We start from the raw sequence: 14,470 nt of genomic DNA, 5'->3' as shown, positions 1-14,470 counted from the left end.
GATCCGGCGGCCCATTCGAGGAGCGGCGCAATGACCAGCGCGCGCACACGCACCCTTGCGTCCACCCTTGCGTCCCTGCGGGGAACCATCAGCCGGCTCGAGGCCGCGGGCCTGCAGCCGACGTCGGCGGCGCGCCGGCCGCTCGGCCATGCGGCGGCGGACAGCGTCCTGCAGGGCGGGCTCGTGCGCGGGGCGCTGCACGAGGTCTTCGCCATGGAAGGCCGGTACAATGCGGCGGCGAGCGGTTTCGCCGCCGGCCTCGCCTGGCGCGCCGCCCTGCACCGGCCGCTGCTCTGGGTCCGCCAGGACTTCCTCGCCCGGGAGCAGGGCGCATTGTCGATGCAGGGTTTTTCCGAACTCGGGCTCGATCCGCGCCGGGTCATCACGGTGCGGGCCCAGGATATCGCCACGGCGCTGCGGGTCGCCGCCGATGCGCTGGCCTGCGACGCGCTGGGCGCCGTGGTCATGGATGCCTGGGGCGAGACGCGCCTGCTCGATCTCGTCGCCAGCCGCAAGCTGACGCTCGCCGCCCAGGCCTCCGGCGTGACCTGTTTTCTGTTGCGCAGCGTGGCGCAGCCCGCCGCCAGCACCGCCGAGACGCGCTGGGTGGTGCGCAGCGCGCGTTCTCCCGTCACCTCGCTGCGCGAGGCCTGGGGCAGCCCGGTGCTCGAAGCCGCCCTGGTTCGCAATCGTCACGGCCAGACCGGCCAGTGGATCATGGAATGGAATTGTCATGAGTGTCTCTTCCGTGAACCGGCGACGTATTCTCAGTCTGCGTCTGCCCTTCCTTCCGATCGACCGGCTGCGGCGGCAGCTCGCCCGGGCCGCGATGCAATCTGGCGCCGCGCCGGCTGACGCCTCGCCTCCATTATTCTCTTCGCCGTCGCCAGCTCCCTGGGTGGTGGTGGCGAAGGAGAACAATGCGCTGCGCCTGACGGCCTGCGACTCCGAAGCCATGGCCATCGGTCTGACCATCGGCATGCCACTCGCCAATGCGCGGGCGATCTGCCCCGATCTGCGCGTCTTTGACGCCGATGAAGATGCCGATCTGCGGACGCTGAATGCCGTTGCCGACTGGTGCGATCGCTTCACGCCGCTGGTGGCGCTCGATCCGCCCCATGGCCTGTTTCTCGACATCACCGGCTGCGCCCATCTGTTTGGCGGCGAAGCCGAATTGTTGCGGAAATTATCCGCGTTGCTGGTCCGCCAGGGCTTTGCCGTCACGGCCGCGGTGGCCTCGACGCCGGTCTGTGCCCGCACCGTGGCGCGCGCCGCTCCCGGCCGGATCGTGCCTGAAGGCAAGGAGGCGGCCGCCGTCGCGGGGCTGGCGGTGGTGGCGCTCGGCACCGAGGACACGGTGATCCGCGGCCTGCGTCGTGCCGGGCTGAAGACCATCGGGGAGGTGGCGGCGCGCGAGTCCCATGAGATCACGGCGCGGTTCGGCGCCGCCTTCACCGCGCTGCTGCGGCAGGCGCTGGGGGACGGCGACGCGCCGATCTCGCCGCGCAAGCCGGCGCCGGATTACCTGGTGGAGAAGCGTTTTGCCGAGCCGGTTGCCTCCGATGGAGTCATCGCGGCGACCCTCGACCGCCTCGGCGCCATGCTGGTCGATGCCATGCAGCGTCAGGCCAAGGGCGCGCGCCGGCTGGAGGCGAGTTTCTTCCGCACCGATGGCGTCGTGCGCACCATCACGCTCGATGCCGGTCGCCCAGTGACGCGTACTGCGACCATGGCGCGGCTGTTTCGCGAACGCCTCGACGCGCTCGCCGATCCGCTCGATCCGGGTTTCGGCTTCGATCTGATCCGACTGTCGGCGAGCCGGGTCGAGACGGTGGTCACTGAGCAGCGCGATCTCGACAGCCAGGCCCATGACAGCGACGAGGTCGCTGCGCTGGTCGACTGTATCGCCGCGCGGATCGGCGGCGCGCGCATCGAGGTGCATCTGCCGCGCGACAGTCATATTCCCGAACGTGCTGAGGAGGCGGTGCCTGCCCAGGCCGCGCTCGCCGCCGCGGAGCAGGCGGACTGGCCCGCCCCGATCAAGGACGAGCCGCCGCGCCGGCCGTTGCGTCTGTTCGAGCGGCCCGAACCGATCGCCGTGATCGCCGAAATCCCCGATGGCGCGCCAGCGCGTTTCGAATGGCGGCGGGCCGGCCATGTGGTGGCGCGGGCGGAGGGGCCGGAGCGCCTGTCGCCGGAATGGTGGCGGGCGGACGGGGCGGCAACACGGGATTATTTCCGCGTCGAGGACGCCGCTGGCCTGCGGTTCTGGATCTATCGTGACGGGCTCTACGGCGGCGAGGACGGAGGCGAAGCGCAAGCGCCGCGCTGGTTCGTGCACGGGCTGTTCGCATGACCGCGCCTGCTTACGCCGAGATCGGCATCACCACCAATTTCTCCTTCTTGCGCGGCGGCTCGCACCCGCAGGATTATGTCCACCAGGCCTCCAAGCTGAAGCTCTCGGCCATTGGCATCGCCGACCACAACACCCTCGCCGGCGTGGTGCGGGCCTATAGCGAACTCGACAACGAGGAACTTGGCTACAAACCGAAGCTGCTGATCGGCGCGCGCCTCGTCTTCGCCGATGCAACGCCGGACATTCTGGTCTATCCGACCGAGCGGACCGCCTATGGCCGGCTGTGCCGGCTACTCACCCGCGGCAAGCGTGCCGCTTCCAAGGGCGAGTGCCGTCTGACGCTCGCGGATCTCATCGACTTCGCCGAAGGACAGTTGCTGGTCCTGGCGCTGCCGCATCGTTTCGACGCGGATGCTGCCGCCGCGCTGCTGGCGCGATTGCGTGCCTCCGGCGCCGATGGGGTGTGGCTCGCGGCGAGCCTGCTTTATCGCGGAGACGACCGGCGTCGGCTGGCGCTTCTCGCCGGCCTCGCCGATGGCGCCGACGTGCCGCTGCTCGCCACCAACGACGTGCTCTACCATCACCCGGCGCGGCGCCCGCTGCAGGATGTCCTGACCTGCATCCGGGAGAAGGCAACCATCGAGGCCATCGGGCGGCAGCTCGAGGCCAATGCGGAGCGCCATCTCAAGCCCGCTTTCGAAATGGTACGGTTGTTTCGCGATTTTCCGGAGGCGATCGCCGAGACCATGCGGTTTGCGAACCGTATCCGCTTTGCGCTGGACGATCTGCGTTATCAATACCCTGACGAGCCGGTGCCGCCGGGCAAGTCCGCGCAGCAGCATCTTGAGGATCTCACCTGGGAAGGCGCGCGCCGGCAGTTTCCGCAAGGGCTCGACCAGAAACTGCACGATACCCTGGCCAAGGAGCTGGCGCTGATCGAGAGGCTCGAATACGCACATTACTTTCTCACCGTGCACGACATCGTCAGCTATGCTCGGTCCCAGAACATTCTGTGTCAGGGGCGCGGCTCGGCGGCCAATTCTGCCGTATGCTACGTGCTCGGCGTCACCTCGGTCGATCCGACCAAGATCGACCTCCTGTTCGAGCGCTTCGTGTCGGAAGAGCGGCGCGAGCCGCCGGATATCGATGTCGATTTCGAGCATTCGCGACGCGAGGAGGTGATGCAATATGTCTATCGCCGCTATGGCCGTCACAAGGCGGCGATCGTCGCCACCGTCATTCATTACCGGCCGCGCAGCGCCGTCCGCGATGTCGGCAAGGCGCTCGGCCTGACCGAGGACGTCACCGCGGCGCTCGCCGATACCGTGTGGGGAAGCTGGGGCGACGGTCTCAACGACATGCAGGTCCGTCAGGCCGGGCTGGATCCCTCCAATCCGATGCTTCGCCGCGCCGTCGATCTCGCGGCAGAACTCGTGCGTTTCCCCCGGCACCTGTCCCAGCATGTCGGCGGCTTCGTCCTTACCCGCGATCGTCTCGACGAATTCGTCCCCATCGGCAATGCCGCCATGGACGAGCGTACTTTCATCGAGTGGGACAAAGACGATATCGACGCGCTGCGGATGATGAAGGTCGATGTGCTGGCGTTGGGCATGCTCACCTGCATCCGCAAGAGCTTCGACCTGATCGCCGGGCACAAGGGCGAGCGACTCGATCTCACGGCCATTCCATCGGAGGAGAAGGCCGTTTACGACATGCTCTCGCGCGGCGATTCGATCGGCGTCTTCCAGGTCGAGAGCCGCGCCCAGATGAACATGCTGCCGCGGCTCAAGCCGCAGAAATTCTACGACCTCGTGATCGAGGTCGCGATCGTCCGTCCGGGGCCGATCCAGGGTGACATGGTCCATCCCTATCTGCGCCGTCGCAACGGCCAGGAGAGGGTCGACTATCCCTCGCCGCATCCCGACCACGGTCCGGCCGACGAATTGCGCAATGTCCTGCAGCGCACCCTCGGCGTGCCGTTGTTCCAGGAGCAGGCGATGCGGCTCGCTATCGAGGCGGCGAAATTCACTCCAAGCGAGGCCAACCAGCTCCGCCGCTCCATGGCGACTTTCCGCAACATGGGCGATGTGCGCAAGTTTCGCGATCGCATGGTTGGCAACATGGTGGCACGTGGCTATCCACAGGACTTCTCCGAGCGCTGCTTCAGGCAGATCGAAGGTTTCGGCACCTACGGCTTTCCGGAAAGCCATGCCGCGAGCTTCGCTCAACTGGTCTATGCCTCGTCCTGGATCAAGAACGAGCATCCCGACGCCTTCGCCTGTGCCTTGTTGAATTCGCAGCCGATGGGGTTCTACGCTCCGGCCCAGATCGTCGGCGACGCTCGCAAGCACGAGGTCGAGGTGCGCGAGGTCGACGTTTCATTCAGCCTCGGCCAGAACAGTCTCGAGGAGCGCTATGGGAAATATCACGCGCTGCGCCTCGGCTTTCGCCAGATCGACGGTTTCCATGTCCGCGATCCAGATGATCCGCGGAGATGGTCGGACGAGGACTGGGACCATTGCATCGTCGCGGCCCGTGCGCGCCGCCCCTTCGGTTCACTGGAGGAGTTCGCCCGGGCGACCGCGCTGCCGAAACGGGCCCTGGTCCTGCTCGCCGATGCGGATGCGTTCCGCTCGCTCGGCCTCGATCGCCGAGCGGCGCTGTGGGCGGTGCGGCGCCTGCCGGATGACGTGCCGCTGCCGCTGTTTGTCGCCGCCGCGGCGCGCGAGCAGCCGGACGAGGTAACGGCGCCGCTGCCGTCGATGCCGCGGTCCGAACAGGTGGTCGCCGATTATCAGACCGTGCGGTTGTCGCTGAAGGGCCATCCGGTGGAGTTTCTCCGCGACCGCCTGCGGGCGGAGAACACTCTGTCCTGCGAGGAAGCCACCAATCTCGCCCACGGCGCCCGGGCCCGCTGTGCGGGTGTCACCTTGGTGCGCCAGCGGCCGGGCAGCGCCAGCGGAGTGGTGTTTATGACCCTCGAGGACGAGACCGGAATTGCCAACATTGTGGTGTGGCCGAAGGTTATGGAACGCTATCGCAAGGAAGTGATGGGGGCCCGTCTGGTGCTGGTCGAAGGGCTGATCCAGCGCAGTCCCGAGGGGGTGGTGCACCTGGTCGCCCAGCGCCTGGTCGACCGCTCCCCCGATTTGGCGCTGCTCGCTGACAACCTCGCTCCGGCACCCGGACGGGCGCCAACCGGCGGGGCGGGCGAGGGCGGGGGAACGGATTTCCGGGACGATCCGCTTGCTCACCCCATGCCCCGCCATCCGCGGGACGTTCGGGTCCTGCCGCCGTCGCGAGATTTCCGCTGAATCCGGCGGCGCGGCGTCACCAAATGGTCATCATTGCGGCCTCGGCAGCCGCCAACCGCCCCACACGGCGCAGCGCACACGAAATCAAGGGCACAGGAATCGCTTTTTTAGATTGTCTGTAACGATCGTTCGGCACTAATAGCAGACCAAGCCGGGACGCGACGCTATGTCGCGCACCGCGATTCCGGACCCAGAGATGATCCGTGTCAGATAAACGTTTGTTCATCTTCAGTCTGCCCCTGACCCGACGCCATCTGGCCGCCGGCTGCGCTGTGCTGGCTTTGCTGGCGGGCACTGGATTCGCATTCACCCGTATGAGTGGAGCGCCGCAGGATCAGCTCGAACTTTCCAGCCAGTCGCGAAACGGCCGAGGGTCACGCTACACGCCGACCACAGCGGAATGGGCCAGCCTGACGGTCGAGCCGGTCACCGAGCGGGTCTTCCGCGCCGAGAACATCACCGAGGGCAAGATCGCGGTGGACGAGGATCGCTCCACCCCGGTGTTTTCGCCCTACATCGGCCGGGTCACCAAGCTGCTGGCGCGGCCCGGCGAGCAGGTGATCCAGGGCCAGCCGCTGCTTGTCATCGAAGCCACCGACACGGTGCAGAGCCAGAACGATTTCGTCGCGGCGCTCGCTGCGCTCAACAAGGCGCGCTCGCAACTCGAGCTCGCCCAGCTCCAGGACCGCCGCGCCAAGGACCTGTTCGAAGGCAAGGCTGCGCCGCTCAAGGACTATCAGCAGTCCCAGGCGACGCTGGTCGGCGCCCAGAACGACATGCGTTCGGCGGTGACCGCGCTCGAGGCGGCCCGCAACCGGCTGCGAATCCTCGGCTTCAACGACGAGGCGATATCGCAGGTCGAGGACAAGGGCCGCATCAGCCCGGATACGCGGGTGTTGGCGCCGATCGCAGGTACCGTGGTCCAGCGCAAGGTCGGCCCCGGCCAGTACATTAGTGCTGGCGCCACCGATCCGGTCTTCGTCATCGGCGATCTCTCCACCGTCTGGCTCACCGCTTATGTGCGCGAGACCGAAGCCGCCGCCGTCGCCCTCGGCCAGGACCTCAGCTTCACCGTGCTGTCGTCGCCCGGGCGGGTCTACACCGCGCGGATCGACTATGTCGCCGCGGCAATCGATCCGGCGACGCGCCGGCTTCTGGTGCGCGCCACCGTCGACAATACCGATAGCGCGCTCAAGCCGGAAATGTTCGCCAATGTCACGATCTATTCCGGCACCGGCAGGCCCGCAGTGGCGGTGCCGAGGCGGGCGCTGATCTACGAGGCCGACCAGGTCCGGGTCTGGGTCGTCAACGACGACAAGTCGATCGAGTTGCGGCCGATCAAGGTCGGACTCACCAGTCGTGATTTCGTCGAGGTCAAGGACGGCCTTGCCCGCGACGAGAAAATCGTGACGCGGGGCAGCCTCTTCATCGACCGGGCGGCATCCGGCAGCTAGGGCATGGTCCGACTTCGAAGGGGCGTGCTCGCATCACCCATGCATGAGCATCGAAAAAGGGCGCCGTCCGGCGCCGGCATTGCCATGCCGATTGAGGCATACACCTGATGGATCGTCTCGTCGCTCTTGCGGTTGAGCGCCGCTTCCTGATGGTTGGCCTGTTTGCGGTCGTCTTCATCGGCGGTTTGATCGCCTTTCGTCAGCTCAACATCGAAGCCTATCCCGATCCGACTCCGCCGATGGTCGACATCGTGACTCAGTCGCCCGGACTCTCCGCCGAGGAGATCGAGCGCTACATCACCATCCCGATCGAAACCCAGCTCGCCGGCATCAAGAATCTGCGAACCATTCGCACGATCTCGCTTTATGGGCTGTCGGACGTGAAGCTGCAATTTTCGTTCGACTACACTTATGATGAAGCGCTGCAGCAGGTCCTCAACCGGCTCGGGCAGCTCGCGCCACTGCCGAACAACGTCCAGCCACAGATCTCGCCGCTCAGCGCCATTGGCGAGATTTTCCGGTATCGGCTGGTCGGACCGTCCAATTACAGCGTGATGGATCTCAAGACCCTGCAGGACTGGGTATTGCAGCGCCGTTTCCGCGCCGTGCCCGGGGTGATCGACGTCACTGGCTGGGGCGGCAAGACCAAGACCTACGAGATCCAGGTGGATTTCAACAAGCTAATCGCCAATGGGCTGACGCTGCCCCAGCTGCTCCAGGCCGTCGGCAACGCCAACATCAACGTCGGCGGCAACACCGTCAACATCGGAACTCAGTCGGCGGTGGTACGCGGCGTTGGCCTGATCCGCTCGATTGACGAACTTGCCCAGACCATGGTTTCCCAGAGCGGCGGCAACCCGGTGCTGGTCAAGGACGTGGCCACGGTCACGATTGGCGAGAAGCCTCGCCTCGGCATCGCCGGGATGAATGATGCCGACGATATCGTCCAGGGCATCGTCTTGATGCGGCGCGGGGAGCAGAGCTCGCCGACCATCGCCCGGGTCGAGCAACTGGTCCACACCATCAATCACTCCGGCCTGTTGCCGCCAGGCGTGCACATCGAGCGGATCTACGACCGCAAGGATCTGATCGAAACGACCACGCATACTGTGCTCCACAATATGGTGGTGGGCATCGGACTCATCGTCCTCCTGCAATGGATTTTCCTCGGGGACCTGCGTAGCGCGGTCATCGTTGGCGCCACGATCCCCTTTGCGCTGTTCTTCGCCGTGATCATCCTGGTGCTGCGCGGCGAATCGGCCAACCTTTTGTCGGTCGGCGCGATCGATTTCGGCCTGATCGTCGACGCCACCGTGATCATGGTGGAGGCGATCTTCCGACGGCTGTCGCAAACCACGGAGCTGTCATCGGACGAGGCGCAGGCGATTTCACCCGACACGATCATGGGCATGAAGACCCACGCGATCTTCAGCGCGTCGGCCGACGTTGCCCGCTCGATCTTCTTCGCCGCCGCCATCATCATTGCCGCCTTCCTGCCGCTGTTCACGTTGAGCGGGGTCGAAGGCAACATCTTTGGGCCGATGGCGCGCACGTATGCCTATGCGCTGGCAGGCGGCCTGATCGCGACCTTCACCGTCACCCCGGCGCTCAGCGCCATCATCCTGCCGGCACATCTGCACGAGACCGAAACCCGAATCGTTCAGTTCCTGCACCGTGCCTATGTGCCGCTGCTGCGCTGGGCTGTGGGCAATCGCCGCATCGTGCTGGGCGGCGCTGTTGGTCTCGTGGTGTTGACCGCGATCGGGATTCGCATGCTCGGCCTCGAATTCCTGCCGAAGCTGGAAGAGGGCAATCTCTGGATTCGTGCCACATTGCCTTCGACGATCTCGCTCGAGGCCGGCAATAGCTACGTCAACGAGATGCGTAAGGTGATCAAGGCCCGGCCCGAAGTTGAATCGGTGGTGTCGCAGCACGGCCGTCCCGACGACGGCACCGATGCTGCCGGCTTCTTCAACGCCGAATTCTTCGCTCCGCTCAAGCCGACGAGCGATTGGCCCGGGACCAGGGACAAGGACGTCCTCACTGCCCAGCTGCTCGCCGAGCTGCAGGAGAAATTCCCCGGGGTGGAGTTCAACTTCTCGCAATATCTGCAGGACAATGTGGCCGAGGCAGTATCCGGTGTGAAGGGCGAGAATTCGATCAAGCTGTTCGGCAACGATCTCGTGGCGCTGACCAAGACCGCCAACAAGATCAAGTCGGTGTTGTCGACGGTGCGCGGCGTCACCGACCTGTCGGTGTTCACCTCGCTCGGCCAGCCGACCATCCAGATCGACATCGATCGTGCCCGTGCCGCGCGCTATGGCCTGTCGCCGGGCGACATCAACGCCACTATCCGCGTCGCCATCGGCGGCGATTCCGCCGGCGATCTCTACGAGCCAGGCAGCGACCGGCACTTTCCGATCATCGTGCGGCTCGCGCCGGAATACCGCAAAAGCGCCGAAGCGATCCAGAACCTGCGGATCGGCGCCCAAGGGCCGAATGGCGTCACCCAGATTCCTCTGAGCGAGGTCGCGACCATTCAGCTGGTGTCGGGCGCTGCCTATATCTATCGCGAGCAGCAGGAGCGCTACCTGCCGATCAAGTTCTCGGTGCGCGAGCGCGATCTTGGCAGTGCCATCAAGGAGGCGCAGGACAAGATCGCCGAGCAGGTCCAGCTGCCGCCCGGCTCGCGAATGGAATGGGTCGGCGAGTTCGGCAATCTGCAGGATGCTATCCGACGCCTGTCCATTGTCGTGCCGATAAGCCTGGCGTTGATCGCCGTCATGCTGTGGTTCAATTTTGGCTCGATGGTCGACACGCTGCTGACCATGAGCGTGATTCCGATGGCGGTGTTCGGCGGCGTGCTGGGACTTGTAGTCAGCGGTATTCCCTTCAGCGTGTCGGCGGCGATCGGCTTCATTGCCCTGTTCGGCATCGCTGTGATGGACGGCATTATCATCCTGTCCCAGTACAACCAGCTCATCGACGAGGGGTACGATCGCATTCGCGCTGTGATCCGCACTGGCGAGTTGCAGATGCGCCCGGTGCTGATGACGTGCGCCGTGGCAGGAATTGGTCTGCTGCCCGCCGCGATGTCGGCCGGCATCGGCTCGCAGGTGCAGAAGCCGCTTGCGGTCGTGGTGGTGACGGGGATGATGCTGGCGCCCGTCGTCATCCTGGTGACGCTGCCGGCGCTGATCGCGGCCTTCTCGCGCCGCGGCTGATCCAGACTACTTGCCGTCCGGCGTGCGCAAGCCGTGCCAGGCGTCGCGGACCTGATGATAATGAACGTCGGGCAGGTAATCGGGCGTGTTCAGCCCCAGCGTGCGGACATCGAGCCGGCCGACGGCGTTGAGCAGGGTGTAGGATGCGATGACCCGGTCGCGCTGCGCCTGGATCTGGCGGCTCTTGGCGTTGATCAGGTCCTGCTGCGCGTTGAGTACGTCGACCGTGGTGCGCTGGCCGGCCTGAGCCTCGCGGCGCACGCCTTCGAGCGCCACGGTCGCGGCCTTCACCTCCGATTCGGCGGCGCGCAGCGCCACCTTGGTGCCTTCGTTGGTGGCCCAGGCGCTGGCGACCGCGGTGCGGGTCTGGTTGCGCACCTGCTCGAGCACGAGGCGGCTCTGTGACGCGACCTCTTTAGCCTGGCGGGTCTGGGAGGCGGCGGTACCGCCGTCATAGATCGGCACATTGGCCTGGCCGATGATCGAGGCCTGGTCGGTACGCTTGGTGCCGAGGGTGAGATCGGTGTCGATGGCGTGGCTGGCGCTGCCCTGGACGCTGACCTGGGGCAACAGACTGCTTTCGGCGACGCTGATCTGCGTGGTAGCTACGTCAACGTCGTAGCTCGCGGACAGGATCGCCGGATTCTCATTGCGTGCCACCGAGGACGATTCGGCGAGGCTCGGCGGCGAGAGCCGGTCGACGGTGGCGGCGGCGACGAGGCCGGCCGGAGACTGACCGATCACCTGGGCATAGGTCTCGCGGCTGATCGCCAGCGCCACCTCGGCCGAATTCAGATCGGCGAGGCCGCGATTGAGCCGGGCCTCGGCCTGGGCGGTGTCGGTTGGCGTCACATCGCCGGCATCGAGCCGTTTGCGGGTGATGGCCAGCGTCTCGCGCAGAAAGTTCACATTGGCGCGCTGGGCCTCGATCAGGGCCTGGTTGGCGAGCACGTTCATATAAGCCGTAACCGCGTCGAGCAGCACGCCTTGGCCGACGTTGCGCAGCGCCTCCCGCCCCGAGCGCACCTGGAATTCGGCGACACGGACGCTGTTGGCGGTCTTGAAGCCGTTGAACAGCACCTGGCTAACGGTGACGCCGATGGTCCAGGGCCGCAACCCGGCGCTCTGGAAGGAGTTGTCGGGGAGCTGGTTGCGAACCTGCTGCAGCCCGATCGACAGGCTCGCCATCAGCTGCGGCCGGTAGCCGGCGAGGGCCTGCGGCACATTCTCGTCGGTGGCACGTTGTCGCGCACGCTCGCCGTTGAGCTGCGGATTGTTCTGGTACGCTTTGGCCAGAGCGTCCTGCAGCGTCTCGGCGGATGCGAAGCCAGGCAGGGTCGCGCCCAGGACGAGAATGCTCAGCGCAAGCCGACGGGCCGGTTCCCTTCGGGAATCGTCTCTCCTCACGCGCCTGGCCATGATGTCCTGCAAGACCCCAGAATTTGGCCGACGCGGACTCATCCCGCGAACCGTGCCACGGGAGCATGTTTAGAACCGGCTGGCCTATCTCGCAAATCTGGCGGTGGAGAAATATTGTCACTGTGGCGTTTGCGCTCAGCGACCATTGTTCGCTTGACCTGAGTGCCGGACGATGGCTAGCGCCCTGATTTATCCGATCAACCGCGGCGCTGGAGCGTCCGCCGCGCCGGCAGCCGGGGCGATAGAGCGATCAACGATTTTTGAACCGCGGAGGACGCTTCTCGACAAAGGCGGCCATGCCCTCGGAACGATCTTCCAGCGCAAAGGTCGAGCGGAAGAGGTCGCGCTCGACGCTCATGCCCTCGGCGAGGGTGGTCTCGAGCGCACGGTTGACGGCGCTCTTGGCGATCGCCGCAGCCGGACGCGACATCGATGCGATCTTCTCGGCCATGGCGATGGCTTCGTCGAGCAGCTTTTCGGCGGGGAAAATGCGGCTGACGAGGCCGGACCGTTCAGCCTCCGCGGCGTCCATCATCCGTCCGGTCAGGCACAGATCCATCGCCTTCGACTTGCCGATGGCACGGGTCAGGCGCTGGGTCCCGCCGAGGCCGGGAATGGTGCCTAGCGTGATCTCGGGCTGGCCGAATTTGGCGGTATCGGCGGCGACGATGATGTCGCACATCATCGCCAGCTCGCAGCCTCCGCCCAGAGCATAACCGCTCACAGCTGCAACCGTGGGCTTGCGGCAGCGTGCAACGCGGTCGCCGCCGATGGCGGTGAAGTCCTCGTTGAACATCTCGATGAAGCCTTTGGGCTGCATCTCCTTGATGTCGGCGCCGGCGGCGAAGGCCTTCTCGCTACCGGTCATCAGGATGCAGCCGATGGCGTCGTCGGCCTCGAGGTCGTCGACCGCCGCGGCGATCTCGCGGAGGACGCCGAACGACAGCGCATTGAGCATCTTCGGCCGGTTGAGCCGGATGATGCCAACCGCGCCTTTTTGTTCGACGATGATGTGTTCGAAAGTGGCCATGTTGGTTTCGTCCCCGCGATTACGCTGGAAGCCTGCGTGGCCCGCAGGCGACCTTTGGGCGCAATGTGCCTGCGGCGGCGGACCGCCGCAAGCGGGGACGGCCTGCGCGCGAGTGCGATGGTTCAGAAATTCCCTTGGGAGGCGCTGGGAATAACGCAAACTCCGGATTCGGAAGGCCAGGCTCAGGCGATGAACATCCGTGCCGCCGAGGCGAGGGTGAGTACGCTGCCGAGCGCAATGAAGATCTTGCCGATCAGGGAGGTGTGGCCCCAGACGTCCTCGCCGGGGGCGCTTGCCGACTGCACCGAATCGGACACCGGCCGCAGCACCCTCGGCGCCGGCTTGTCGGCGACCGCGGCCTTGTCTAGGTCGTTGAGTTCATCCGAAGCGACGATGTTGCCGTCGGCGGCGGGCGCAGCAGCCTCAGCGGGCGGCGCGGCTTCGGCCGGGGTGGCCTCGGTCGCGGCCGCCGGCGGCGTCGGCGCGGGGCCCGCCGCGCTCTGCGCCGGGGCCGGGTTCAGCATCTGAGCATTGGCATTGGCGATGGCCGGCGGCATGGTCGGCTTGGCTTCGGTATTGGCGTTCTCGCTGACCCCGGTCCTGCCGGCCTTGGCGGCGCTGTCGGCGGCGCTCGTTTCAGCTGCTGGTGGTGTCTCGGTCTTCTTCGCCTTGGCGCTGTGCTCGGTGCGGTGGCGGCGGCTCTTGGTTTGGCGGCTCGGCTTCGCTGGCTTGCTGGTTTCCGCCTGCTGCGCCAGCGCCGGGGGCGCCGCCGCGGCATCGGCCTGGGCGGTGTCGGTGCTGAACGAGAACAGGCCAGCCTGCGCCTCCGAGGCGCAGAATGCGAGAATTCCCGCAGCGACGATCAGGGCCCAACGCCCGTTGGCCGGGTATTTCATGGCAATCTCCCCTTTGTCGTCCCCAAGTGGGGGAAGGGAGCCGCGCCGCCGTGTCTGTAGCTGGGCGAAAAAAGGGAATCTTCGGTCGAGGCAGGGGCAAAACCGGGGCAGGGGTCGCACCCGCGCATGGCTTCCCGCCGGTCAGCCCAGCATTGTTCACGATCGCGTGATTGCACTCGGAGCGCGTAACAAAGTAGCAGGGGCGAGCGAATTTGCGGTTGGGAGCGCCTGTGCGCCAGCACGACGACGAATGGACCGACCTGATGCGATCGGCCGTGGCAGGCGACCGGCTCGCCTATCACCGCCTGCTGAAGGCGGTGACGCCGGTGCTGCGGGCGACGACGAGGCGGGGGCTGGCACGTGCGGGTCAGTCCCCTGACCAGGCCGAGGACATCGTGCAGGACATCCTGCTTGCGGTGCATCTCAAGCGGCACACCTGGGACGCGGAAGCACCTTTCGCCCCCTGGCTGTTTGCGATTGCGCGCAACAAGCTGATCGACGCCCTGCGCCGGATCGGACGCCGGGTCTTTGTCGACATCGACGAATTCACCGAGATCCTGCCAGGCGACGCCGGCGAGGAGCCGGTGCCGAAGTTCGACCTGGCGGCAGAGGTCAATGGTCTGCCGCCGCGCCAGCGCGACGTGCTGGCCTCGATTGCGGTGGAGAACGCCTCGATTCGCGAGACGGCGCAGAAATTTTCAATGAGTGAAGGCGCGGTACGTGTTGCTCTGCACCGCGCTCTGGCCGGGCTCGCGGCCCGGCTGAGGAAGGACTGAC

Annotated in this window: 9 protein-coding genes; 6 read left to right on the top strand and 3 right to left on the bottom strand. The window is 66.1% G+C overall.

What is annotated here, in order from left to right; genetic code table 11:
- Positions 1-30: 30 nt before the first annotated feature.
- From DB459_RS26555 to DB459_RS26535, 5 genes are all read left to right on the top strand, one after another.
- Positions 31-855 (top strand): ImuA family protein, encoded by an 825-nt coding sequence (locus DB459_RS26555; RefSeq protein ID WP_253710240.1) that lies wholly within the window; start codon positions 31-33, stop codon positions 853-855.
- Positions 830-2,356 (top strand): DNA polymerase Y family protein, encoded by a 1,527-nt coding sequence (locus DB459_RS26550; protein WP_253713710.1) that lies wholly within the window; start codon positions 830-832, stop codon positions 2,354-2,356. Before DB459_RS26555 ends, DB459_RS26550 begins: the two co-directional genes overlap by 26 nt.
- The gene (locus DB459_RS26545) at positions 2,353-5,670 is read left to right on the top strand and encodes an error-prone DNA polymerase (protein WP_253710238.1); all 3,318 of its coding nucleotides are present in this window, start codon (positions 2,353-2,355) and stop codon (positions 5,668-5,670) included. Before DB459_RS26550 ends, DB459_RS26545 begins: the two co-directional genes overlap by 4 nt.
- Before the next feature lie 314 nt (positions 5,671-5,984).
- Complete coding sequence (locus DB459_RS26540) at positions 5,985-7,124, top strand: efflux RND transporter periplasmic adaptor subunit (protein ID WP_253713709.1); 1,140 nt, start codon at positions 5,985-5,987, stop codon at positions 7,122-7,124.
- 107 nt (positions 7,125-7,231) lie between these two features.
- On the top strand, positions 7,232-10,348 hold the full coding sequence (locus tag DB459_RS26535; RefSeq protein WP_253710236.1) for an efflux RND transporter permease subunit: 3,117 nt from the start codon (positions 7,232-7,234) through the stop codon (positions 10,346-10,348).
- A gap of 6 nt (positions 10,349-10,354) precedes the next feature.
- Here DB459_RS26535 and DB459_RS26530 read toward each other — a convergent pair whose 3' ends face one another.
- The 3 genes from DB459_RS26530 to DB459_RS26520 all read right to left on the bottom strand — a co-directional run bounded on the left by DB459_RS26530 (position 10,355) and on the right by DB459_RS26520 (position 13,693).
- Positions 10,355-11,767, bottom strand: a complete 1,413-nt coding sequence (locus DB459_RS26530) for a TolC family outer membrane protein (RefSeq protein ID WP_253710234.1) — start codon at positions 11,765-11,767, stop codon at positions 10,355-10,357.
- A 250-nt stretch (positions 11,768-12,017) separates the two neighbouring features.
- On the bottom strand, positions 12,018-12,797 hold the full coding sequence (locus tag DB459_RS26525; protein ID WP_253710232.1) for an enoyl-CoA hydratase: 780 nt from the start codon (positions 12,795-12,797) through the stop codon (positions 12,018-12,020).
- A gap of 182 nt (positions 12,798-12,979) precedes the next feature.
- Entirely contained in the window at positions 12,980-13,693 is a 714-nt protein-coding gene (locus DB459_RS26520) for a hypothetical protein (RefSeq protein ID WP_253710230.1), read from the bottom strand.
- A gap of 230 nt (positions 13,694-13,923) precedes the next feature.
- On the opposite strand from DB459_RS26520, the gene DB459_RS26515 reads away from it, so the two are divergent.
- Positions 13,924-14,469: a sigma-70 family RNA polymerase sigma factor gene (locus DB459_RS26515; RefSeq protein ID WP_253710229.1), complete on the top strand. Its 546-nt coding sequence runs from the start codon at positions 13,924-13,926 to the stop codon at positions 14,467-14,469.
- The last annotated feature ends 1 nt before the right edge of the window (position 14,470 follow it).

This window comes from Bradyrhizobium sp. WD16, assembly GCF_024181725.1.
Taxonomy (GTDB): Bacteria; Pseudomonadota; Alphaproteobacteria; order Rhizobiales; family Xanthobacteraceae; genus Bradyrhizobium_A.
Note: the sequence above shows the minus strand (reverse complement) of the source record. Positions and strands in the feature narration are given on the sequence as shown.

Coding starts and splice junctions, on each gene's coding strand:
- DB459_RS26550 (WP_253713710.1), top strand. CDS start 830: ATGCAATCTGGCGCCGCGCCGGCTGACGCCTCGCCTCCATTATTCTCT.
- DB459_RS26540 (WP_253713709.1), top strand. CDS start 5,985: ATGAGTGGAGCGCCGCAGGATCAGCTCGAACTTTCCAGCCAGTCGCGA.
- DB459_RS26545 (WP_253710238.1), top strand. CDS start 2,353: ATGACCGCGCCTGCTTACGCCGAGATCGGCATCACCACCAATTTCTCC.
- DB459_RS26535 (WP_253710236.1), top strand. CDS start 7,232: ATGGATCGTCTCGTCGCTCTTGCGGTTGAGCGCCGCTTCCTGATGGTT.
- DB459_RS26530 (WP_253710234.1), bottom strand. CDS start 11,767: ATGGCCAGGCGCGTGAGGAGAGACGATTCCCGAAGGGAACCGGCCCGT.
- DB459_RS26525 (WP_253710232.1), bottom strand. CDS start 12,797: ATGGCCACTTTCGAACACATCATCGTCGAACAAAAAGGCGCGGTTGGC.
- DB459_RS26520 (WP_253710230.1), bottom strand. CDS start 13,693: ATGAAATACCCGGCCAACGGGCGTTGGGCCCTGATCGTCGCTGCGGGA.
- DB459_RS26555 (WP_253710240.1), top strand. CDS start 31: ATGACCAGCGCGCGCACACGCACCCTTGCGTCCACCCTTGCGTCCCTG.